Consider the following 22,417-nt stretch of genomic DNA (forward strand, 5'->3'; position numbering starts at 1 on the left):
ATATAACAGGCTTCCTAGCGCTTTTTCAGTAGACTGACATCGTCGACTTATTCGTATTTTCGAGAATTTCTTTAACACGACTTAAGAATTTACCACATACGAGACCATCTAAAATACGGTGATCTAAAGATAAACATAAATTTACGATATCGCGTGCAGCTATCATCCCACCTGGTAAAATGACAGGTTTTTTAACAATATTTTCAATTTGCAAAATAGCCGCTTGTGGATGATTAATAATACCCATCGATTGGACCGAACCAAAAGAACCGGTATTATTTACTGTAAATGTACCGCCTGACATATCTGCCATCGTTAGCTTGCCTTGCTTTGTTTTTTCTGCCAACGTAAAAATCTCTTTTGCAATCCCTTTAATCGACTTATCATCTGCATTTTTAATGACAGGAACAAATAGCGCATCATCTGTCGCTACTGCGATAGAGAGGTTGATTGCTTTCTTTTGAATAATGTTGTCCCCTGACCACGTCGAGTTGATTTCAGGAAACTCTTTTAATGCTTGCGCTACTGCTTTTACGAAGAACGCAAAGTACGTCAGTGAAAAGCCTTCACGTGCCTTAAAGTCATCTTTTAAACTATCGCGGTAGGCGACTAAACCTGTGACGTCTACTTCCATCATCATCCATGCATGTGGAATTTCGGTTACACTGCGTTGCATATTTTTAGCAATTGCTGCCCGCACTTTCGAAACAGGAATCACAATGTCCCCATCTTCAGTTGTAGATTGTGCTACAACAGTTGGCGCCGTTTCCGCTACAGGCTGTGTCGATGCAGGTGCTGTCGGTATACGCTCTTTATCCGGAGTCGCGAGTTGCGTTGCAGCGCCTCCATTATCAATAATTGCTTGTATGTCTTTTCTTGTAATACGCCCTTGCGCTCCCGAGCCACTTACTGTCGTTAAATCTATAGCATGCGCATTGGCTAAACGCATAACAGCAGGTGAATAACGCGCCTTCATGTCTTGCCCACCTATTTTCTCTACTTTCATTGGCGTCTCTTGAGCTGGGACTTTTTTTTGCACACCAGCATTCATAATAGCTGATGATAAGTTTGATGTTTTTTCTTTCGGCGCTTCTGGCAATGCTGCACCTTCTACAGCAATAGTACAAACTACAGCCCCTACAGGCACCGTTTCGCCTTCTTGGGTTAAAATTTCACCAATCACCCCGTCAAAAGAGGAAGGTATTTCGGCCGTTACTTTATCCGTTGTCACTTCTGCCAAAGAATCATATTTTTTCACCGTATCACCAGGCTTTACTAACCAGCGGTCAATCGTACCTTCTGTAACACTTTCGCCTAACTGTGGCATCACGATATTTTGCGTCATAGTATGTCCTCCTTAAAATGCTGCTAGCTCGCGCATCGCACGTTCTACCTTTTCTGGATTAATCATGAATTCTTTTTCCATCGTTGGTGCATATGGCATAGCTGGCACGTCTGGTCCTGCTAAGCGTTGAATCGGTGCATCGAGCTCGAACAAACAATGCTCTGCAATAATGGCTGCTACTTCACTCATAATACTTCCCTCTTTATTATCCTCCGTAACGAGTAGCACTTTTCCTGTTTTGCTCGCGGCTTCGATAATCGCTTCTTTATCAAGAGGGTAAACCGTACGTAAATCTACAATATGAGCATCAATACCATCTTTTGCGAGGCGATCAGCTGCTTGCAGTGCAAAATGAACTGCTAGACCATACGTAATGACCGTAAGATCTGAACCCTCACGTTTCACGTCGGCTTTGCCTAAAGGTAATACATAATCCTCCTCTGGCACCTCTCCTTTAATTAAACGATAGGCTCGTTTATGCTCAAAAAACAATACAGGGTCAGGGTCGCGTACAGCTGCTTTTAGTAACCCTTTCGCATCGTACGGTGTAGAAGGAATAACAATCTTCAAACCTGGTGTACCTGCAAATAACGCTTCAACAGACTGTGAGTGATAAAGCGCACCATGCACGCCGCCACCAAAAGGTGCACGAATGACGATAGGGCAAGACCAATCATTATTGGAACGATAACGCATCTTTGCTGCCTCTGATACAATTTGGTTTACGGCTGGCATAATAAAATCAGCGAACTGCATTTCTGCAATGGGGCGCATACCATACATTGCAGCGCCGATACCTACGCCTGCAATCGCACTTTCTGCAAGTGGTGTATCAAGCACACGATCATGCCCGAACTGATCATATAACCCTGTAGTCGCTTTAAATACGCCACCTTTACGTCCAACATCTTCACCTAAAATAAATACACGTTCATCGCGCTGCATCTCCTCGCGCATAGCTAACGTAATTGCATCAATATAAGACATTACAGCCATTAGCTTTCACCCTCCTCTGCATACACATGACGGTATAAATCTTCGGCTTTTGCATAAGGAGCCGCTTCAGCATACTCGGTTGCATCGTTTACTTCCGCCATCACACGCTCATTAATCTCTGTTAATACATCATCCGTTGCTACGCCTTGTTCGCGTAAATAATTTTCGAATAAATGAATAGGATCTTTAATAAACCCTTCTTCGATATCTTCCGCTGTACGATACTGACGTTGATCATCGTCAGAAGAATGCGCAGTGAGACGATAAGTTAACGTTTCGATTAAACTAGGCCCTTCACCGCGGTGCGCACGTTCTGCAGCTTCTTTGACGACACGGTATACCGCTAGCGGATTCGTACCGTCTACCGTTACCCCTGGCATGCCGTAGCCGATTGCACGGTCAGATACTTTCTCACACGCCAGTTGGAGTTCTACAGGGACAGAAATGGCATAGTGATTATTTTCTACCATAATAATTACGGGTAATTTGTGCACCCCTGCAAAGTTTGCACCTTCATGAAAATCACCTTGGTTAGAAGAGCCTTCACCTAGCGTAACGAAAGACACAAAGTCTTCTCCGCGCATACGGCCAGCTAGCGCAATGCCAACAGCGTGAGGTACTTGCGTCGTTACAGGCGAAGAGCCGGACAAAATACGATTTTTCTTTTGTCCAAAATGCCCTGGCATTTGTCGTCCACCTGAATTGGGATCTTCGGCTTTTGCAAATGCAGAAAGCATCAATTCACGTGCAGTCATCCCAAAATGCAATACGACACCTAAATCTCGGTAATAGGGTGCAACATAATCTTGATCTTTATTTAAAGCAAAAGCAGCACCTACTTGTGCGGCTTCTTGCCCTTGACATGAAATGACAAAAGGAATTTTCCCAGCACGATTTAATAGCCACATGCGCTCATCTAAGCGGCGCGCCATTAACATCGTTTCATACATAGCAAGCACGTCTTGCTCATTTAACCCTAAATCTTGATAACGAATTTCTTCCATCCCTAAGTCCCCCTTACTTATGAATCGCTAAATTATCGACTGCAAGCGATGCTTCTGCAAACACTTCACTCAACGTTGGATGCGGATGAATAGCTAAGCTAATCTCCCACGGTGTGGCATCTAAAATTTTAGCAAGTGACGCTTCTGAAATCATATCTGTAACATGTGGTCCTACCATGTGTACCCCTAATAAATCATTTGTTGCTTCATCAGCAATCACTTTAACAAAACCTACTGTATCGCCGTAAACGAGCGCTTTACCATTGCCTTGGAATGGAAATTTGCCTACTTTAATGTTAAAGCCAGCTTCACGTGCTTGCTCTTCACTATAGCCGATGCTTGCAGCTTCTGGGTAAGAGTAGATGCAACGTGGAATATCAAGGCCATTAATAAAGCGGTTTTCCCCGGTTACGATATGTTCTACCGCAGCAATCCCTTCGTTAGAGGCTACATGAGCAAGCTGTACTCCCCCAATGACATCACCAATCGCATAAATATGTGACTCTTTCGTTTGGTAATGTTCATTAACTTGAATAAAATCATTAACCGTTTCAATTTCTGTATTTTGGAGACCTATGTCACCAACATTCCCCGTACGTCCGATACTAATGAATAGACGTTCACCCTCAAAGGTTTGTACTTCTCCTGCAACATCTGCCATCACAGTAATTCCTTCGTCATTACGTTGGAAGCTATCAGCTTTTACTGTTGCACTTGTGACAATCTTAACGCCTCGTGCTGTTAATTCTTTAGCTAAGGTCTTTGAAATTTCGCTATCCTCTAGCGGCAATAAACGATCGCCTTGTTCGATTACGGTTACTTCAACGCCAAAATCAATAAACATCGAAGCCCACTCCACACCAATCACCCCCCCACCAACAATAACGATGGACTTTGGCAATTCTCGAATATTTAAAGCATGATCGGAAGTTACGACAATTTCTCCGTCTACAGGGATGCCAGGCAATGTCCGCGGTGTGGTTCCTGTTGCGATAATCACATTTTTAGGAATTAACATTTGATTTTCAGAACCGTCGGCCATTTCAACCGAAACTGTGCCAGGCATAGGCGAAAAGATAGAAGGCCCTAAAATACGGCCAAAGCCCTCATAAACATCTATTTTACCTTTGTGCATTAGCGTGCGCACACCGTTAAATAATTGTTCAACAATAGCTGCTTTACGTTCCTGCACGCGTTCAAAATGTAAAGTTACACCTGCAGTTTGCACGCCGAAGTCCTCTGCATCACGGCGCAACGTACGATATACCTCAGCACTACGCAACATCGCCTTACTCGGTATACAACCACGATGTAAACAAGTGCCCCCCATCGCTACATGTTCGACAATCGCCGTTTTTAAGCCATGTTGCGCTGCGCGAATCGCTGCAACATATCCGCCAGCACCTCCGCCTATAATGACTAAATCATATTCATTCGCCATACTTCATGCTCCTTCCGTTTGTAAAAAAACTGCCTTAAAACGCAATTAGTATTCGTTTTAGGCAGTTTTATCATTAACGTTGTTGTAAGATATTTTTCTCATGCTTTACAAATTGACTACGCGATTTTGCAACACGTGCGATGCGCTCTTCTGCTAAATGATTGGCTGCGACATATGTCGGAATGCCTTTTTCTTTCGCAATCGCAAAGATTTTTTCTAAACTCGTATAAATTGTTTCTACGCGCTTCATAGCACGTTCGCGGTTATAGCCATATAACTCATCTGCTACATTAATAACGCCGCCTGCATTAATCACATAGTCTGGTGCATAAACGATGCCTAATTCGTGTAGTTTGTCTCCATGTGATGCTTCTTTTAGCTGGTTATTTGCAGAGCCGGCTATAACTTTAGCCTGTAAAACTTGTAAAGTTTCATCATTAATAATACCACCTAATGCGCAAGGTGCAAAAATATCAACATTTTGTTCATAAATTTTATCTGGCGCTACTGCGGTTGCACCGTGTTTTTCAACGATACGTGCCACGGCCGCTTCATTGATATCTGTCACGACAAGTGTAGCTCCTTCTTCTGCTAAATAATCACATAAATGTGACGCCACATTACCTAAACCTTGAACAGCAATGCTACGACCTTTTAAATCTGCAGAACCAAAGGCCTCTTGAGCTGCAGCTTTAATACCTAAATATACACCATAAGCCGTTACAGGCGATGGGTTTCCTGAAGAACCGAAGGCCGGTGAAATACCCGTTACATAATTAGTTTCTTCATGAATCATATCCATGTCTGCTACTGTCGTCCCAACATCCTCAGCTGTAATGTAACGTCCATCTAAACTTTGAATAAAACGGCCTAACGCACGAAACATCTCTTCGTTTTTGTCAGCAAATGGATCACCTATAATGACTGTCTTGCCTCCACCAAGATTTAACCCTGCCGCTGCATTTTTATATGTCATGCCTCGCGCTAAACGCAGGGCATCTTCAATCGCTTCATCTTCACTAGCGTATGACCACATACGCGCTCCGCCTAATGCAGGACCAAGCGTTGTATCATGAATTGCGATAATAGCTTTTAAACCTGACGCCTCGTCTTGACAAAAAATTAATTGCTCATAATCATACGTCTCCATATAGTTAAAAATCTTCACTATACCCATCCCCTTTTACTTAAACCTGACACGTCTTTTTAAAGCGCTTTCTTTCTTGCGTGTTACCCTTACATTACTGATAATTACGTTTAAACGCAACTATTTTATCGTTTTTTAACCAATTAAATTACTTTTCGAAAATGGGGAATTTTCAGTTAATATTACTTTTATCGCTGTTTCATGTAGGTTTTATTGTTAAATTTATTATTGTAATGTATCGTTACTCCTTTCTGTTTGAAGGAAGCCTTTATAATTTACTTATTGGTAAAGCACGCTAGAGAAAGGTATACTAAAGAAAAGGAAAAAGTTATATGTAGAGGAGAAATATAAATGGCACGTTTCGCAGCATTTCTTGTCATGCTTATTCCAGGACTTATGGCAGCAGGCGGCATTAAATTAATGCGTGATACCTTATTTGGCATTTTAATTAGCCCTATCCCATTCTTATGGTTACAATTTGTACTCGGCGTCGTATTCTTTGTGATAGGTTTTGGCTTCTTCGCAGGATTTTTATTACACCGTGATCGAAAAAAAGGAAAGGTTGCACCACGCTTTTCCAAAAAATAAGGTAACATTACAAAACACTAGTAACGACAGTTATGTCTCTACTAGTGTTTTTATTGTAGATTGAAATTATTGTGCAATACCGATACGTTGTTGGTTATAGCCTCCGTGCTTTACAATTTCGTAAAGGCAATGTGCTACTTCTCCTGTTGTAACTTGTACAGCATTATGCGGTAAATAATCTTTTAAAACACGATAATTTGCACTAACGGGACCTTCTGGCAAGTAAGTAGGACACACAATCGTCCATTCAAGGGAACTTTCTTTTAGCAACTTATACATAGTATGGTGATCTTCCGCCGCAGTCGTTGAACGTCTTTTTGTATCTCCCGCTTCATACCGCAGTTTTGTGCTGTCAATACGACTTTGTAAAATGGCTGCCGTCCCTACTGTAATAATCGGTACCTTGGGCGACAACGCTAGTAAATTTTTTGTAAATTGCTGCAAGACTTGTGCGTTATCAGTACCGAGCGCACTCACGATAACATCTGCTCTTGCAATGACTTCAGCTACCGCTTGTCGATCTGTAGCATCTCCTAGTACTACATTAGCTGCACTAGAAAAAGGGTGGCGGCTAAGTAACGTCACCTCATGATGGTCATCTTGCACGAGTTGTAAAAAATGTTGACCTGTGCGACCTGTGGCACCAAATAATGCAATTTCCATATCATCACCTACTTAATTTTATCTATGACTTGTTCAGGGTAATCGGTAATATAGCCAATTACTGGCGCTTCTGGCTTGTTTAAAAATGATTCTGTTCCTTCAATGCCGTACAAGCGCATTAAACTACCTGCTTGCGCTACACATTTTACTTTTTCAGGTGTGTAATGTCGCTTATGCGCGTGAATAAAGTCCATATTTTTATCAGCTAAATTGTGCCAATCCGTCTTCTTTGTTGCAATTAACGCTAGCGGAATATCAGGACGCACTTGTCGAACGAGCAATAATAAGGCTTCATTAAACGATGAAATATGACTTCCTTTAGGTAGTGTTATTTCCTGTAAAAGTTCTGTTAGGACGTCTTGTTTATTACCTACACTCTCTTTTAGTTCGATATTTAAAGGAATCGCGTATTGTTCCGCCCACTGCAAGACTTCTTTTAAAAGCGTAATGCGAGCACCTAGTAAACGGCGTGTAAAACGGCCACCTTGCTTTAGCTTCATCACTTCTTTAATCGTTAATGCTGTAATACGTGCTTTTGACCCTGTGAGCCGTTGCAATGACTCATCGTGAAATACAACGGCTACATCATCCTTAGTAAAATGAATGTCGAGCTCTACTCCTGTAGCACCTAGTAAGCGCGCTTCTTCAAAAGCTGCCATCGTATTTTCTACCGCTGTCGATGATGCACCGCGATGTGCATACACTTCAAGCGAATTATACATTTAACTCACCAAATTCCAATTTAAATCGCCCCTTCTTTTCTTTTGTAAAAAGTGATGATTTCTTACCAATTTGAATGTACGTACCTGGGTGGGCTTTTTTTGTAACTGTAATTTCTTCTTTACCTGTTTGACGAACTTTTTCCATCATTTCTTTAATTTCAAAGTCTTCTTTCATTAAGGTATCTAATAAAGTTGTATGTTGTGCTTTGAGCTGATCACGCATCTGTTGCTGTTTCGGCTCTAGCTTTGGTAACTGATCGAGCTGAGCTAACACGCGCTCTAGTTCTGTAATGCGCTGTTGATTTTCTTTAAACGCCTTTGCTCGCTCTTGAATGGCTGCATATACTTCTTGCTTATTAACACTATCAATAATTAAATTCGTACGGCGCTCTAAGTGATTGCCTGAAATAGCAGTTGTAATACTGCTTTTAGCAATCGCTTCACCACCCATAATTTTACCTTTGCGCTCATCTACTGTAATGGTATGAGCTTGTAATGTAGAGCCGAGTGCATAGGCGCCTATATTAATTTCTTGCCCTGCAATTAAATGTGCTTCGTTGACGTGCTTTACATAAATGCTACCACCGGCTTCGATCATTGTTTTCCCTAAACCAAAAATACCACCGCGAATATAAATATCTCCGTCTAGCGATTTAATTAAGGTAGCGCCACTAACACCATTCGTACCTTCAATAGAAATATCGCCCTTAGCAATCACTTTAAAGCCAGCTGTTACGGTACCGCGAATCGTAATCGAACCATCAAACTGCAAGTTTCCTGTTTCTACCCCGACGTCACCCGCTATTGGTAAATGATGACTAACTTTAATCATCCCTTTATCATCTGTTAAGATACCCGAAATCTTTGAACGTATAACAATTTTTCCATCTTGTTCTTCTTCATAAGATGATTTTTTATCATAGCGAATCGGAAAATCGCGCCCTTTTTTCGCTGGAATTGTCTCTCCTAATACGTTTGTTCCTGCTATACCATCTGTGGCTAACACCTTTTCACCTAACCAAGAGCCTTCACGAATTTCGGTAATAAAATTCATATCGTAGTAATCGGCCTTGCCATCTTCTTTAATGACAGGCTTACGCTCAGGCTTCGGTAGGTACGTAATTTTAGCGTCTTCTCCGTCAATAGGTTCCACACCTCTTGCTGCTAATACAGCTTTTCCCGGTACAATCATCTCTGAGGGAATCGGTGTAATACCGTATACTACTTTATGTGTTGCTAATGCGGTAGCAATTTGCATTTGAATAGCCTCGCTATCTTGCATAATCGCATCTAGTGTCTCGTAGATTGTTACAGTAGCCGACATTTTATCTTTCGCGATATCCACTTCAATATTAGGTAGCCACAACCCAATCTCCTGCCATTCACTTGTTGCTTGTTCTAATGCGGTTTTAAGCGTGGCAAAATTCGTTAATTTAATACGTGGGTAAGAGCGTAATGTAAAGTCAAATTGTTTCAATGAAAAACCCGGCTGTGTTACTTGAATAAGTACTTTATCCCCTCTGTTTTCTAGGGCAAAATAGTCATTATGTATAATTGTCATCTTTCTCCCTCCAGTCCTCTTATTTATAAGTATAATCAATCTTTCGATGTTTGTTTAGCACGTTCGCTTTTTTAAGGTACTTCATCCCACTCACAATAATATTTTTAGGTTTTTATACCTATGAAATCAAAAAACATCGTCTCTCCTTTTAAAGGAAAAACGATGTTCCCACTATTACAATTCACATTTATCAACAATTGTAGCGATAAATGTTGAGTTACTCGGTTTAGGTGCGGTAGCTGAAAATAGCGTTTGCATTTCTTGTGGTAATGGTTCTTGCGCCCAAATTTTTTGAATAGCAGAGCGAATTGCACGTTCTACACTTTGCTTCGTAACGCCATGCTTATTAGCAATTGGCAAATACACTTCATCCATTATCGCATTTAGCGTATGGCGATTTTGATATACGAGCACAATGGCTTCTTGTAAATAAAGGTATCCCTTCAAATGAGATGCGATACCACAAGCGGATAGTAATCGACTCACTTGTTGTGTCATGGACACAGAGGGTGGGTTATCTGCACATTGTAAAATTTTACGTTCGACTTGATCAAACGCAAAAGGTTTCGAAATAAAGTATGTAGCACCATAGCGTACGGCCTGTTGCATAATTTCTTCTCTAGCAAAAGCTGTGCACATAATAAATTTCACATCTTGATGTTGTTGTGCTTTATACGTAGCAATTAATTCTAACACCGCTAAACCATCTAATTGAGGCATAACATTATCTAGTAAAACAACATCAGGCTTATATTGTTCTATCATCTTTATACATGTATGTCCATTAGAAGCTGTGGCTACTATTTCAATCTGTGGGTGTGAGTGAAAGTACGTTAGCATGCCTTCAACAATATCTTTATTGTCATCTGCAATGACCACACGAATTTTTTCCATGTCACATCCCCCTCTCTATCTCTATATACCTAGTTTTGTAGGCAGCCCATTTCTTTACCTATTCCTTTAACCCTATTACTATCATTTTAAACCTTTCATCATCGTTTATGCACTTTTTCATACATTTTACAAAAAATACGCATAGGTGACAGGTTTCTCAACATGAAAACCCCATTTTCCCCTCAATAAAAGAATCCCTGTGAAATAACGCTCGTTTCTCACAGGGATTTTTAATTAAATTGTAGTACTTTTATGGCTATTCGCCATCGTTACAAGCTCTTCCGCATGACGTAACGTAGCTTCTGTAATTTCAGCACCGCTCATCATACGAGAAAGCTCTTCAATACGTGCGTGCGCTGTAATTTCAGTCAATGACGTATACGTACGGTTATGTTCTACTTCTTTTTTAATAAAATAGTGATGATCTGCCATCGCTGCTACTTGTGGCAAATGCGAAATACAAAGCACTTGTGAATTCGTCGAAATTTCAGCAATTTTTTCGGCAATGGCTTGGGCCACACGTCCGCTTACTCCTGTATCTACTTCATCAAAAATAATTGATGTTACACCCGTTGTCGATGAAAAAATCGTTTTTAACGCTAACATCATACGAGAAAGCTCGCCACCTGAAGCAATTTTAGGTAGTGATTTAGGAGGCTCTCCAACGTTCGTTGAAATATAAAAAGCTACATCATCTAAGCCATTTTCATCAAACTGCGCTTGCTCTTTAAACTGCACGACAAATTTTGCCTTCTCCATATGCAACATACGAAGCTCTCGCATTATCGCATCACTTAGTGCTGTTGCAGCTACTTTACGCATACTTGTTAAATCTTGCGCTAATGTTTTCAATTCTTTTTGAATAATTGCTACTTGTTGCTCTTTTTTGTGCAGTGTTTCGTCATGATGTAACAGCTCTTCTAGTTCACTCGCTATGCGCGTTTCATAAGCTAAAATTTCCTCAATAGTAGCCCCGTATTTACGCTTTAATGTTTGAATAACAGCTAAGCGCTCTTCTACTTCATTTAAACGTTTCGGGTCAAACTCTAATGCATCTACAGCACTTTGCGTTTGATAAGCTGCGTCTTCTAGCATATAAAAAGCAGAATTCACCGCTTCAGATGCCTCTTTAAATTGCTCATCTAAATGTGCGGCATCTTCTAATGCTTGCATCGCCTGTCTAATCCAATCAAGCCCTTTTTGTTCGCCAGCGATTGTTTCATACGCAATATGCGAAGCTTCATAAATTTTATTAAAATTCATTAAGCGTTTGCGCTCATCATTTAAACTTTCTTCTTCGCCCACTTGAAGGCCTGCCATTTCTAGCTCATTTAATTGAAATTGATAAAGATCAATACGCTGTGCAATGCGCTGTTCATCAATCGACACGGCTTCTAGTTCCTTGCGAAGTTGTTTATACGTCATAAAGCGCTCGCGATATAATGCTAGTGCGGTATGCATCGTCTCTTTTGCGAAATGATCTAATAAATAAATATGACGTTTTTCATCCATTAATTCTTGGTTTTCATGTTGGCCATGAATATCAATAAGGTGCGAACCGATGTCACGTAGCACAGATAACGGTACTAACTTGCCATTCACACGACAAACACTTTTGCCACTATCATTTAAATCACGACGTAAAATAATCGTACCTTCTTCACATTCAATCCCCGCTTCTTCTAAACGGGCAAATACAGGATGTGTGGATGCGTTAATCTGAAATAGTCCACCAAGTTCAGCTTTACGTGCACCGTGGCGAATAAATTCTTGCGACCCACGCCCGCCTGCTAATAAGTGCACAGCATCAATAATAATTGACTTCCCTGCACCTGTCTCACCCGTTAATACGGTTAATCCATCTGAAAAGCTAACCGTTAAGTCTTCAATAATCGCGAAGTTGCGAATACTTAATTCCCTTAACAACAGCTACCACCTCGATTATAACATTTCTAATAAGCGCTTCTTAATTTCTTCGCGCTCTTCTTCATTGTGACAAATAATTAGAATTGTGTCATCCCCTGAAATCGTACCCATGATTTCTTCCCAGTCTAAATGATCGAGTAAAGACGCGATAGCATTCGCATTACCTGGCAATGTTTTCATCACTAAAAAATGTGTAGCACCGTCAATACTTACAAAAGCATCTGCTAATGCACGATGTAATTTTTGGATAGGGTTAAAACGTTGGTCCGCTGGTAAGCTATATTTATAACGTCCGTCTTGCAAAGGCACTTTAACTAAATGAAGCTCCTTAATATCACGTGATACTGTAGCTTGTGTAATGTTATAACCGGCTGCTTTTAATTGTTCAACTAAGTCATCTTGTGTTTCGATATCATGATTTGCGATAATATCGCGTATACGAATATGGCGTTGTCCCTTATTCATTGCTTTCACCTCTTATAAATAATTAAATAATTGTATAATTACACTAACATTAAACTTTTAAAAAAACAAGAAAAAACGTGTTCACGCTTGTGAACACGTACTATTTCAATTGTTGATGTGCCTCTTGAACGAGTGTATCAAATGCTGTATATGGTACAATCATTTCATTTTCTTTAGGATTCACTAAATGGAATAAAAATTCAATGTTCCCTTCCCCTCCTGTAATCGGAGAATAGGAAGCGTCTTTTACGACAAAGCCGACATTCGTTGCCATAGCGGCGGTATTCTCAAGTACCATTTGATGTACTTTAGGATCTCGTACAATGCCTTTTTTGCCGACGAACTCCTTACCCGCTTCAAACTGCGGCTTAACGAGCGCCATTACATCACCGCCCGGTATGAGCACTTGCTTTAACACAGGTAAAATTAACGATAATGAAATAAAGGATACATCAATCGTCGCAAACTCTGGTAAACCTTCTGTTAAATCAGCAGCTGTTGTATAACGGAAATTGGTTTTTTCCATTACTGTGACACGCTCATCCGAACGAATTTTCCATGCGAGTTGGTTAGAGCCAACATCAAGTGCGTAACAATGACGTGCGCCGTTTTGCAGGGCACAGTCCGTAAAGCCACCAGTGGAGGAACCGATATCTAGCATTAATTTACCATCCACCGACATATCAAATATTTCAAGCGCTTTTTCAAGCTTCAATCCCCCGCGACTTACATACTTCAAGGTGGAACCCTTTACTTGTAGCGGTGCATCTATTGCGATTTTTTCGCCTGCTTTGTCAATGCGAATTTCATTGGAGAAAACGAGCCCCGCCATAATATTGCGTTTTGCTTTTTCTCTTGTCTCACAAAGACCGCGTTCGACGAGTAATACGTCGACGCGCTCTTTCGGTTGTTTTGTAGCCATCTCTTACCTACTTCTGTTGCACGAGCTTTTGAATCCGTGCAATCGTTTCTTCTGTTGTTACATGAATTTCAGCTAATAATTCATTTACACTACCGTGTTCAATAAACGCGTCAGGTATACCGATACGTTCAATGTCATTATGGTAGTTATGGTCACTTGCGAACTCTAATACGCCGCTACCAAAGCCTCCCGCAAGTACGGCTTCCTCTATTGTAAGGACAGGTTTACCACTTTGCATAATGCGGTGTAGCATAGCTTCGTCCATCGGTTTAATAAAGCGTGCGTTCACTACTTCTACCTCAATGCCTTGGGTAGCTAATGCTTCGGCTGCTTCCATAGCCATTGGGATCGTTGTGCCGAATGTCAAAATACTTGCATCCTCACCTTCACGCAACACTTCCCAACTACCAATAGGTAATGCTTGAAGTGTTTTGTCCATCGGTACGCCTAAACCATTACCACGTGGGTAACGCAAGGCAATTGGACCATCATTATAATCAAGTGCTGTTTTTACCATGTGCTGGCCTTCATTTTCGTCTTTAGGCATCATAATGACCATATTTGGTAAATGACGTAAGAAGGCAATGTCGAACACACCTTGGTGTGTTTCACCGTCCGCGCCTACTAAACCTGCGCGGTCAATGCCAATAAAAACATTTAAGTTAGGACGTGCAATATCATGTAGTACTTGATCATACGCACGCTGTAAGAAAGTTGAGTAAATTGCTAAAAAAGGCTTCATCTGTTGTGTTGCCATACCTGCTGCCATTGTTGCAGCATGCTGTTCAGCAATACCTACATCAAAGAAGCGGTTTGGATACGCTTTCGCAAAACCTTCTAGCTTAGAGCCAACAGGCATTGCAGGTGTAATTGTCGCAATACGCTTATCCGTTTCGGCAAGCTTGGTTACGGTGTCAGCAATTAAGCTACTCCAAGCTGGACCTTTAACTGCGGATTTAACAAATGCGCCTGTTTCCATTTTATAAGGACCGGTGCCATGCCATGTGCCAACGGTATCTTCTTCAGCTGGCTTATAGCCTTTACCCTTTTTCGTAATAACGTGTACTAATACAGGACCTTTCGCTTCTTTGGCATAGCGAAGGTTAGTTTCGAGCGCTTCAAAATCGTGCCCATCGATAGGACCTAAATATTTAAAGCCCATCTCCTCAAAAAATACGCCTGACACGACTAAATATTTCAAGCTATCTTTCACACGCTCTGCTGTAGCAGCTAGCTTACCGCCTACTACAGGAATTTTATTAATTAACGATTCCATATCTTCCTTTGCTCTTGCATACTCTTTCGCTGTACGCAAGCGCCCTAAAATACTGTGTAGCGCACCGACATTCGGCGCTATGGACATCTCATTATCATTTAAAATAACTGTCATATTCGTTTGTGCGTGGCCAATATGATTTAGCGCTTCAAGCGCCATACCACCCGTTAGCGCTCCGTCACCAATAATTGGCACGACATAGTTATTTTCATTTTTCATATCACGTGCGGCTGCCATACCCATAGCAGCAGACAGAGACGTTGAGCTGTGACCTGTTTCCCATTCGTCATGTTCACTCTCTACAAGCTTTGGAAAACCACAAAGCCCTTTGAACTGACGAAGTGTGTCAAATTGACTCGCACGACCTGTTAAAATTTTATGCACGTAAGCTTGGTGGCCAACATCCCATAAAAATTTATCTTTCGGGCTATCAAACATTTTGTGCAACATTAACGTTAGCTCTACTACACCTAAGTTAGGTCCAATATGCCCTCCTGTTTGTGCACATTTCTCAATTAAAAACGTACGAATATCCTGAGCTAATGCTTCTAGTTCCTTATTCGATAAATCTTTCAAAAAGGATGGACTAGTAATCGTAGTTAAATCCACCTTCCTCACACACCTTTTCATAAATGTATTCACCGTTGTTTTCAACATTATAACAGTGTAAGTGTCATGCACAAAACAAAACACATTCGTTTTTTTACGCATTGATATACTCACATATTTTAGCATAGTCTCACACTAAAGCACGTGTTTTATAACAATTATTTATTTCGGTGTACAATATAATGCGCGATTTCTTTTAATAATGTCGCTTCTTTGCTAACAGTTTCTAAAGCGGCTACTGCTAAATTATAGTGTTCCTGTAACTTTTCATGCGCTCCTTCAAGCGTTAATAAAGCGGGATATGTACTTTTATCGCTCGCTTCGTCTTTACCTGCTGTTTTGCCAAGCTCTTCTGACGTACCTTCCACATCTAAAATATCATCTTTAATTTGGAATGCTAAGCCGATATGGTAAGCATACTCATTCAGTGCCGCACGCTCTTCAGCTGTTGCATCAGCAAGTACTGCACCTGCTTCAATGCCAAAACGTAAAAGCGCGCCGGTCTTATTAACATGCACTTCTTCTAACTCAGCTAATGTCAGTTGTTTCTCTTCACCTTCGATATCTAATACTTGTCCACCAACCATACCTTCAGCACCTGAAGCTTGATGGAAAAGCTGAATAAGCTCCACCTTTTTTTCCGCTGTTACTTCCGTATTCACTAGTACGCCAAAGCTTAGTGTATTAAGTGCGTCACCTGCCAAAACTGCCAATGCCTCACCAAAAACGATATGATTCGTCGGTTTACCACGGCGCAAATCATCATCATCCATACTCGGTAAATCGTCATGTATTAATGAATACGTATGTGTCATTTCAAGCGCTGCCCCTACGTCATAACCAGGCGCCAGTGGTTTTTTAAATAAGTCCAATACCGCCAATACAAATAGTGGGCGAATGCGCTTGCCCCCTGCTTTTAGCGAATAGAGCATCGACGCTTTTAAGTTTTTAGGAATCGTTAGTTTTTCTACTTGCTCATACATTTTTTGTTCAAAAATAGGTAATTGCTGTGCCATAAATTCACGCAGTGCCATTCTTACTCCTCCTTAAATGCTTGTACCTGTCCGTTATCATCAATAATTTTTGCTACTTGATTTTCTGCTACTTGCAATTTTTCTTGGCAAACTTGCGCTAATTGCATACCTTTACTATATAAGGCTACGGCTTCTTCTAATGAGGCCTCTCCACTCTCTAACTGTCGAACAACTTCCTCCAATGAGGCGAGTGCATTCGAAAAAGTTACTGATTCACTCATCGTCTTTCCCCCTTACGATTTCCGTAATAGTCGCTTTAATATGACCATCTTTAAATTGTACACGAATTTCATCTTTTAGTGCTAGTTGAGCGACCGAAGTTATAGGCGTCTCTTCTTTATAAGTTAACTGAAAGCCGCGTCCTATCGTCTGTAGCGGGTTAAGTACGCCCAATGTACGGGCGTTATACGTCAAACGCTCTTTTGCCTGTTGAAGCGTTACATCTACCGCACGCGTTAGCCGCTCCTGTAAACGTAACAGATGAAGCTGTTCTGCTTGCAACTTTTGACGCGGCTCATACGGTTGTAAGCGATTAAGCAACTGTTGTAACGTTTGTTTATGTTGCCAAATTGTTAGTTGCATCACTTGTGGCAAACGTTGCTCAGCATAACTTAAACGTTCCACAAAGGGGCGTATTACTCGCGTAAAATCTTGTAAAATATACGACTGCTGTAGCGCTTGAAGCTGTCTCCCTTTTTCAGTGAGTCGCTGTCGCATCATCACACTTAAGCGGGCCTCTATTTGTCGTAACATCGCTTGTAAATCTTTATAATCTGGCGTTGCAAGTTCGGCTGCTGCAGTTGGTGTCGGAGCTCGTAAATCTGCCACAAAGTCTGCAATCGTCGTGTCTGTTTCGTGACCGACAGCGCTAATAATAGGTATTTTACTTTCAAAAATAGCACGCGCTACATTTTCTTCGTTAAAGGCCCATAAATCTTCAATAGAACCGCCACCTCGCCCGACAATCAATACATCGACGCGCTTTTCATCATTAGCTTGCTTAATTTTTTCAACAATGTTTGGCGCAGCTTGTTTGCCTTGTACTACCGCGGGATAAATAAAAACCGCTGCTTGCGGATAACGTCGTTGCAATGTTGTACAAATGTCTCGTACTGCGGCTCCTGTAGGCGCAGTTACAACACCGATAGCTTTTGGGTATTTTGGTATCGCTTGTTTAAATGAAATATTAAATAGCCCTTCCTGTTGTAGGCGCTGTTGCAATTGCTGAAACGCAATAAATAAAGCACCTGCGCCATCAGGTAGCATTTCGTTTGCATACAATTGGTAACTACCATAATTTTCATAAACCGTCACATCACCGCAAATAAATACTTTCATCCCTGATTCAGGACGAAATACTAATTGGCTCGCTTGTTTTTTGAACATTACTGCCGAAATTTGGCTTTTGCCGTCTTTCAGCACAAAATAAATGTGACCTGATGGATGGTGTTTAACATTTGATAACTCTCCCTGAACATACACTTTTCTCAAGTGTGGATCCACATCAAATTTACGCTTAATATACTGTGTTAATGCTTGTACCGTTAAATATGATGGCATATCAACCCTCCTAAAAAAAAGCTGACTGAAACGAGTTCAGACAGCTTTTCCCTTATTACTTTAACGTATTTTCTGCCGATTTCACTGTATTTTCTAGTAGCATCGTAATCGTCATCGGGCCTACGCCACCTGGAACTGGCGTAATTTTACTTACGATTGGCTCTACTGATGCGAAGTCTACGTCACCGCATAGTTTATTTTCTTCGTTACGGTTAATACCAACGTCAATTACTACAGCACCTTCTTTAACATGCTCTTTTGTAATAAAGTTTGGACGGCCTACTGCAGCAATAATAATATCTGCCTGTTTTGTCATCGCTGGTAAATCAGGCGTTTTAGAGTGTGTATACGTAACTGTAGCATCTTTTTGTAGGAGTAATTGTCCCATAGGTTTACCTACAATATGGCTACGTCCAACTACAACTGCATGCTTACCTGCAATTTCTACACCGCTATATTCAAGCAATTTCATTACGCCATATGGTGTACATGGTAAAAATGTGTCTTGACCAAGCATCATTTTACCTACACTTACTGGCGAAAAGCCGTCAACATCTTTCGCTGGCGCTATTGCTGCGATAATTGTATCCTCATCAATATGTTTTGGTAGCGGTAACTGTACGAGTATACCGTGGATATGTGGTGCATCATTTAATTTAGCAATTTCTTCAACAAGTTGTTGCTCTGTCGTTGTTGAAGGAAGTTTAATTAACTCAGAGTGTACACCTATTGCTGCACATGATTTTTGCTTGTTAGCAACATACGTTTTAGACGCAGGGTTGTCCCCTACTAAAATAACCGCTAAGCCTGGTGTAACACCTTTAGCTTTAACCGCTTCTACACGCTTCGCAACATCCTCACGAATTTGTTGACCAATCTCTTTACCATTAATGATCTTTGACATTTGTATGAAATCCCCTTCCGTAACGTTTACGATTGAACCATATTCGATAATACACCATTCACGAATTTTGCTGCTTTATCATCCGAGAATGTTTTACATAACTCAATTGCTTCATTTACGACTACATTTTTTGGTGTCTCTTCCATATAAAGAAGTTCAAACACCGCTAGACGTAGTACGGTCTTTTCTACTTTCGGTAAGCGCTCAAAAGACCAGTTCTCTAAGTGCGCTGCGATTTTTTCATCAATTTCTTGTTGGTGCTCTGTTGTTTCATATACTAAACGCTCAAAAAATTCATTGCGTTTATCAGACTCAATAATATGCGTAACAGCTTCATCTACTGTTACTTCGGTATTTTCGAGTTGAAACAGTGCTTGTAGCGCTTTCTCACGCGCTTCACGTCGTTTCATAATAGGCGTACTCCTTCTACTTATAGCATTAAAATTTATCATAGCATATTTTAGCGTAATACACACCGTCGCTTACATATTTTCGTTGTTTTTTCACGTTTTGTAGGAAAAAATTTTAGTTATCGCTACACCCGTGCTATAATCAAAAGATGATTTTGCCCTAAACAATCGTTTTGGGTATTTTTTTACGCTAAGGGGCTAACAACTATGTCAAAAAACAAAAAAATTACACTGGCCATTTTACTGACAAATCTCTTTATTGCCTTTTTAGGTATCGGACTTGTCATCCCGGTATTACCAACAATTATGAATGAATTGCAAATTAGCGGTACGGTGGTCGGCTATATGGTCGCTACATTCGCTATTGTACAGTTAATTGTTTCCCCATTTTCTGGTCAATGGGTAGATAAAATCGGTCGTAAACCGATGATTGTTATAGGTTTATTTATCTTTGGTGTTTCCGAATTTTTATTCGGTTTAGGTAAATCTGTCGAAGTATTATTTATCTCTCGCGCAATGGGTGGCTTTAGTGCAGCTTTTATTATGCCTGCTGTCACAGCTTTCATAGCTGATATTACTACGATGGCTACACGTCCAAAAGCGCTCGGTTATATGTCAGCTTCTATTAATACAGGATTTATTATAGGGCCTGGTTTCGGTGGATTTTTAGCTGAGATTGGTACACGTGTACCTTTTTATACAGCTGGGGTATTAGGCGCTGTTGCAGCATTGCTCTCTCTTTGGTTGCTACAAGAGCCTGAACGCTCAACGGAAGAAATTCCTGCGCGTAAAGATGATAAAGAACGCAAAGGCTTACAACGCGTGTTCCATCCGCTTTATTTTATTGCTTTTGTCGTAATTTTTGTATCTACATTTGGCTTATCTGCTTTTGAATCTTTATTTAGTTTATTTGTAGATCATAAGTTTGGTTTTACACCAAAAGATATCGCGATTGTTATTACGGGGGGCGCTATCGTAGGTGCTATCGCTCAAGTCGTTTTACTCGATCCACTCGTTAAGCGACTCGGTGAAATTAACGTTATTCGCATCGCCTTACTATTGTCTGCTATTTTAGCCTTCGCCATGACAGTAGTATCATCTTACTTTATGATTTTATTCGTTACTTTTATTATTTTTATTGGCTTTGATTTAATTCGCCCTGCCGTCACCTCTTATTTATCAAACGTAGCAGGCAATGAACAAGGTTTTGTTGGCGGGATGAACTCCATGTTTACAAGCTTAGGTAATATTTTCGGACCGGTATTAGGTGGTTATTTATTTGATATTAACTATGATTACCCTTACTATTTCGCCACATTAACATTGCTTATAGGACTTGGTATCGCAATGTTTTGGAAGAAACCGCAATATTAAAATAGACGATGTTAGACCAATGCAAACGGTCTAGCATCGTTTTTATTTGGCGCATCAACGTCTCCTTCTAACAACAAATACCAGCATTTGCTGTTGCCTTACTAATTCATTATAGTAGTGTACTACTAGGCTAGCTATTTTCACTATTTCCGCCTATCGCTCCTTAAAGCTTGTTATACTAATACAATTGAATACAGAGAGAGGAAATTTACATCATGCCCAATTTAAAACAGCCAAGCAACGTACTCAACTATGTCTTTATTATTATGGGAGCAATGTTAGTCGGCATTGCTTATAACGTCTTTTTACTCCCAGCCCAATTAGCGGCAGGTGGCGTGTCCGGTATTAGTACAATCCTTTATGAACTATACGGAACAAAACCAGCACTTGTTCAAACAATTATTAATTTACCGTTATTTGTCGTTGGTTTTTTAGCACTTGGTAAAGATTTTAGCTATAAAACTTTACTCGGTACAATGATGGTACCTTTCACCATATTTTTAACGGAAGCGTTAGTGCAAAAAGGTTCACACGATCCTTTCCTATCTTCTATTTATGGTGGTATTGTGTTGGGCGTCGGCCTCGGCCTCGTCTACCGTGGTGGTGGTTCTACGGGAGGCACAGCAGCACTCGCTCAAATTTTAAAAAAGTATGCTAATATTTCAAGTGGTTTCTCACAACTCATCGTTGATGGCTTCGTTGTAGTAGCGAGCGCCTTCGTTTTCAGCTTTGAACTAGCGCTCTATGCCCTTATTTCGATTTTTGTCACAAGCAAAGTTATTGATTTTGTGCAATTACAAACTGGTGATAATAAACTTGTGCTTATTATTACAGATAATGAAACACGCGTAACATCACTTATTTATGAACATGTCGAGCGTGGTGTGACACAAGTTCAGTCATTCGGGGCTTTTTCTAAAAAAGAACGCGCCTTGTTGCTCTGTGTAATGGAGCAAGCTGAAGCTATTTATTTCAAACAAATTATTACTAACGAAGAGCCCAACTCTTTTGTCATTTTCTTAAATGCTTCTGAAATTTTAGGCCGCGGCTTTTCTAAAGCAAAAATTTAAAAATAAAAGTGCCTGGGCTCTTCACACCCATGGCACTTTTTAAAACCTTGCTTATTCTGCTACTTCAAATTCGATATCTGTAATATGCACATTTACTTCTGCTGTTTCAATAGCAGCCATATTATGAATGGCTTGGCGAATTTGCGACTGCATTTCTTTCGCTACTTTAGGGATTGCATACCCATATTTTACAGAGCAATAGACATCTATAATAATATCGCCGTTTTCGGCAACGCCTGATTTAATTCCCTTATTGTGTACCTTTTTACCAAAGCGCTCTACTACGCCAGATGCAAAATTACCACGAGTTGCTGCAATGCCTTCCACTTCCGTAGCTGCAATACCCGCTACGACTTCTAGCACTTCTGCTGCCATTTCAATTTTACCTAGTTCTTCTTTGCCCGACGGTGTCGGTTGTACGAAAGATTGCCCTGCTTTTTCAGCCATTTCAATCATCCTTTCCTTATAACAAACACGTTACTTCTGCTTTTCATTATACTATACTT

At 40.6% G+C, this 22,417-nt stretch carries 22 protein-coding genes; 3 read left to right on the top strand and 19 right to left on the bottom strand.

Going from position 1 to position 22,417, the window contains the following annotated elements; translation table 11 throughout:
* Positions 1 to 25: 25 nt before the first annotated feature.
* The 5 genes from DDE80_RS08055 to DDE80_RS08075 all read right to left on the bottom strand — a co-directional run bounded on the left by DDE80_RS08055 (position 26) and on the right by DDE80_RS08075 (position 5,954).
* Positions 26 to 1,345, bottom strand: coding sequence for a dihydrolipoamide acetyltransferase family protein (locus DDE80_RS08055; RefSeq protein ID WP_108307156.1), 1,320 nt, complete (start codon positions 1,343 to 1,345; stop codon positions 26 to 28).
* A gap of 12 nt (positions 1,346 to 1,357) precedes the next feature.
* Entirely contained in the window at positions 1,358 to 2,341 is a 984-nt protein-coding gene (locus DDE80_RS08060) for an alpha-ketoacid dehydrogenase subunit beta (RefSeq protein ID WP_108307157.1), read from the bottom strand.
* Positions 2,341 to 3,345: a thiamine pyrophosphate-dependent dehydrogenase E1 component subunit alpha gene (locus tag DDE80_RS08065; RefSeq protein ID WP_108307158.1), complete on the bottom strand. Its 1,005-nt coding sequence runs from the start codon at positions 3,343 to 3,345 to the stop codon at positions 2,341 to 2,343. Before DDE80_RS08065 ends, DDE80_RS08060 begins: the two co-directional genes overlap by 1 nt.
* 13 nt (positions 3,346 to 3,358) lie before the next feature.
* Positions 3,359 to 4,786, bottom strand: a complete 1,428-nt coding sequence (lpdA, locus tag DDE80_RS08070; protein ID WP_108307159.1) for a dihydrolipoyl dehydrogenase — start codon at positions 4,784 to 4,786, stop codon at positions 3,359 to 3,361.
* Positions 4,787 to 4,859: 73 nt separating this feature from the next.
* On the bottom strand, positions 4,860 to 5,954 hold the full coding sequence (locus DDE80_RS08075) for a Glu/Leu/Phe/Val family dehydrogenase (protein WP_108307160.1): 1,095 nt from the start codon (positions 5,952 to 5,954) through the stop codon (positions 4,860 to 4,862).
* Between the two features lie 330 nt (positions 5,955 to 6,284).
* On the opposite strand from DDE80_RS08075, the gene DDE80_RS08080 reads away from it, so the two are divergent.
* Entirely contained in the window at positions 6,285 to 6,521 is a 237-nt protein-coding gene (locus DDE80_RS08080) for a DUF2627 domain-containing protein (RefSeq protein WP_108307161.1), read from the top strand.
* A 66-nt stretch (positions 6,522 to 6,587) separates the two neighbouring features.
* On the opposite strand, the gene DDE80_RS08085 is transcribed toward DDE80_RS08080, so the two are convergent.
* The 13 genes from DDE80_RS08085 to nusB form a co-directional block, all read right to left on the bottom strand.
* Positions 6,588 to 7,184 (bottom strand): NAD(P)-dependent oxidoreductase, encoded by a 597-nt coding sequence (locus DDE80_RS08085; RefSeq protein ID WP_108307162.1) that lies wholly within the window; start codon positions 7,182 to 7,184, stop codon positions 6,588 to 6,590.
* A gap of 8 nt (positions 7,185 to 7,192) precedes the next feature.
* Positions 7,193 to 7,906 (bottom strand): glycerophosphodiester phosphodiesterase, encoded by a 714-nt coding sequence (locus tag DDE80_RS08090; RefSeq protein WP_108307163.1) that lies wholly within the window; start codon positions 7,904 to 7,906, stop codon positions 7,193 to 7,195.
* A complete protein-coding gene (locus tag DDE80_RS08095; RefSeq protein WP_108307164.1) occupies positions 7,899 to 9,467 on the bottom strand; it encodes a flagellar assembly protein A in 1,569 nt (522 codons plus the stop codon). Before DDE80_RS08095 ends, DDE80_RS08090 begins: the two co-directional genes overlap by 8 nt.
* Positions 9,468 to 9,641: 174 nt before the next feature.
* Positions 9,642 to 10,361: a sporulation initiation factor Spo0A C-terminal domain-containing protein gene (locus tag DDE80_RS08100; protein ID WP_108307165.1), complete on the bottom strand. Its 720-nt coding sequence runs from the start codon at positions 10,359 to 10,361 to the stop codon at positions 9,642 to 9,644.
* A gap of 234 nt (positions 10,362 to 10,595) precedes the next feature.
* Positions 10,596 to 12,287: a DNA repair protein RecN gene (recN, locus tag DDE80_RS08105; protein WP_108307166.1), complete on the bottom strand. Its 1,692-nt coding sequence runs from the start codon at positions 12,285 to 12,287 to the stop codon at positions 10,596 to 10,598.
* A gap of 15 nt (positions 12,288 to 12,302) precedes the next feature.
* Positions 12,303 to 12,752 (bottom strand): transcriptional regulator AhrC/ArgR, encoded by a 450-nt coding sequence (gene ahrC / locus DDE80_RS08110; RefSeq protein ID WP_036144962.1) that lies wholly within the window; start codon positions 12,750 to 12,752, stop codon positions 12,303 to 12,305.
* 100 nt (positions 12,753 to 12,852) lie between these two features.
* Positions 12,853 to 13,674, bottom strand: coding sequence for a TlyA family RNA methyltransferase (locus tag DDE80_RS08115; protein WP_108307167.1), 822 nt, complete (start codon positions 13,672 to 13,674; stop codon positions 12,853 to 12,855).
* Positions 13,675 to 13,681: 7 nt separating this feature from the next.
* A complete protein-coding gene (gene dxs / locus DDE80_RS08120; protein ID WP_108307168.1) occupies positions 13,682 to 15,559 on the bottom strand; it encodes a 1-deoxy-D-xylulose-5-phosphate synthase in 1,878 nt (625 codons plus the stop codon).
* Positions 15,560 to 15,717: 158 nt separating this feature from the next.
* Entirely contained in the window at positions 15,718 to 16,593 is an 876-nt protein-coding gene (locus tag DDE80_RS08125) for a polyprenyl synthetase family protein (protein WP_108307169.1), read from the bottom strand.
* Between the two features lie 2 nt (positions 16,594 to 16,595).
* Entirely contained in the window at positions 16,596 to 16,814 is a 219-nt protein-coding gene (gene xseB, locus DDE80_RS08130; RefSeq protein ID WP_108307170.1) for an exodeoxyribonuclease VII small subunit, read from the bottom strand.
* Complete coding sequence (gene xseA, locus DDE80_RS08135) at positions 16,807 to 18,153, bottom strand: exodeoxyribonuclease VII large subunit (protein WP_108307171.1); 1,347 nt, start codon at positions 18,151 to 18,153, stop codon at positions 16,807 to 16,809. The genes xseB and xseA overlap by 8 nt, the downstream gene beginning before the upstream one ends.
* Positions 18,154 to 18,208: 55 nt before the next feature.
* The gene (folD, locus tag DDE80_RS08140) at positions 18,209 to 19,057 is read right to left on the bottom strand and encodes a bifunctional methylenetetrahydrofolate dehydrogenase/methenyltetrahydrofolate cyclohydrolase FolD (RefSeq protein ID WP_108307172.1); all 849 of its coding nucleotides are present in this window, start codon (positions 19,055 to 19,057) and stop codon (positions 18,209 to 18,211) included.
* Between the two features lie 26 nt (positions 19,058 to 19,083).
* Positions 19,084 to 19,467, bottom strand: coding sequence for a transcription antitermination factor NusB (nusB, locus tag DDE80_RS08145; protein ID WP_108307173.1), 384 nt, complete (start codon positions 19,465 to 19,467; stop codon positions 19,084 to 19,086).
* Positions 19,468 to 19,674: 207 nt separating this feature from the next.
* Here nusB and DDE80_RS08150 point away from each other — a divergent pair, with 207 nt between their 5' ends.
* The gene (locus DDE80_RS08150) at positions 19,675 to 20,841 is read left to right on the top strand and encodes an MFS transporter (RefSeq protein ID WP_108307174.1); all 1,167 of its coding nucleotides are present in this window, start codon (positions 19,675 to 19,677) and stop codon (positions 20,839 to 20,841) included.
* A 215-nt stretch (positions 20,842 to 21,056) separates the two neighbouring features.
* Positions 21,057 to 21,911 carry a YitT family protein gene (locus DDE80_RS08155; protein ID WP_108307175.1) on the top strand — a complete coding sequence of 285 codons (855 nt, stop codon included), beginning with the start codon at positions 21,057 to 21,059 and terminating at the stop codon, positions 21,909 to 21,911.
* A 51-nt stretch (positions 21,912 to 21,962) separates the two neighbouring features.
* Here DDE80_RS08155 and DDE80_RS08160 read toward each other — a convergent pair whose 3' ends face one another.
* Entirely contained in the window at positions 21,963 to 22,358 is a 396-nt protein-coding gene (locus DDE80_RS08160; protein WP_108307176.1) for an Asp23/Gls24 family envelope stress response protein, read from the bottom strand.
* Positions 22,359 to 22,417 lie beyond the last annotated feature (59 nt).

The organism is Metalysinibacillus jejuensis, from assembly GCF_003057615.1.
In the GTDB taxonomy this organism is placed as follows: domain Bacteria; phylum Bacillota; class Bacilli; order Bacillales_A; family Planococcaceae; genus Metalysinibacillus; species Metalysinibacillus jejuensis.

Coding starts and splice junctions, on each gene's coding strand:
- DDE80_RS08150 (WP_108307174.1), top strand. CDS start 19,675: ATGTCAAAAAACAAAAAAATTACACTGGCCATTTTACTGACAAATCTC.
- DDE80_RS08100 (WP_108307165.1), bottom strand. CDS start 10,361: ATGGAAAAAATTCGTGTGGTCATTGCAGATGACAATAAAGATATTGTT.
- folD (WP_108307172.1), bottom strand. CDS start 19,057: ATGTCAAAGATCATTAATGGTAAAGAGATTGGTCAACAAATTCGTGAG.
- ahrC (WP_036144962.1), bottom strand. CDS start 12,752: ATGAATAAGGGACAACGCCATATTCGTATACGCGATATTATCGCAAAT.
- DDE80_RS08080 (WP_108307161.1), top strand. CDS start 6,285: ATGGCACGTTTCGCAGCATTTCTTGTCATGCTTATTCCAGGACTTATG.
- DDE80_RS08090 (WP_108307163.1), bottom strand. CDS start 7,906: ATGTATAATTCGCTTGAAGTGTATGCACATCGCGGTGCATCATCGACA.
- DDE80_RS08155 (WP_108307175.1), top strand. CDS start 21,057: ATGCCCAATTTAAAACAGCCAAGCAACGTACTCAACTATGTCTTTATT.
- DDE80_RS08160 (WP_108307176.1), bottom strand. CDS start 22,358: ATGGCTGAAAAAGCAGGGCAATCTTTCGTACAACCGACACCGTCGGGC.
- nusB (WP_108307173.1), bottom strand. CDS start 19,467: ATGAAACGACGTGAAGCGCGTGAGAAAGCGCTACAAGCACTGTTTCAA.
- DDE80_RS08095 (WP_108307164.1), bottom strand. CDS start 9,467: ATGACAATTATACATAATGACTATTTTGCCCTAGAAAACAGAGGGGAT.
- DDE80_RS08085 (WP_108307162.1), bottom strand. CDS start 7,184: ATGGAAATTGCATTATTTGGTGCCACAGGTCGCACAGGTCAACATTTT.
- DDE80_RS08055 (WP_108307156.1), bottom strand. CDS start 1,345: ATGACGCAAAATATCGTGATGCCACAGTTAGGCGAAAGTGTTACAGAA.
- DDE80_RS08125 (WP_108307169.1), bottom strand. CDS start 16,593: ATGGCACTGCGTGAATTTATGGCACAGCAATTACCTATTTTTGAACAA.
- DDE80_RS08115 (WP_108307167.1), bottom strand. CDS start 13,674: ATGGCTACAAAACAACCGAAAGAGCGCGTCGACGTATTACTCGTCGAA.
- lpdA (WP_108307159.1), bottom strand. CDS start 4,786: ATGGCGAATGAATATGATTTAGTCATTATAGGCGGAGGTGCTGGCGGA.
- xseA (WP_108307171.1), bottom strand. CDS start 18,153: ATGCCATCATATTTAACGGTACAAGCATTAACACAGTATATTAAGCGT.
- xseB (WP_108307170.1), bottom strand. CDS start 16,814: ATGAGTGAATCAGTAACTTTTTCGAATGCACTCGCCTCATTGGAGGAA.
- DDE80_RS08060 (WP_108307157.1), bottom strand. CDS start 2,341: ATGGCTGTAATGTCTTATATTGATGCAATTACGTTAGCTATGCGCGAG.
- DDE80_RS08065 (WP_108307158.1), bottom strand. CDS start 3,345: ATGGAAGAAATTCGTTATCAAGATTTAGGGTTAAATGAGCAAGACGTG.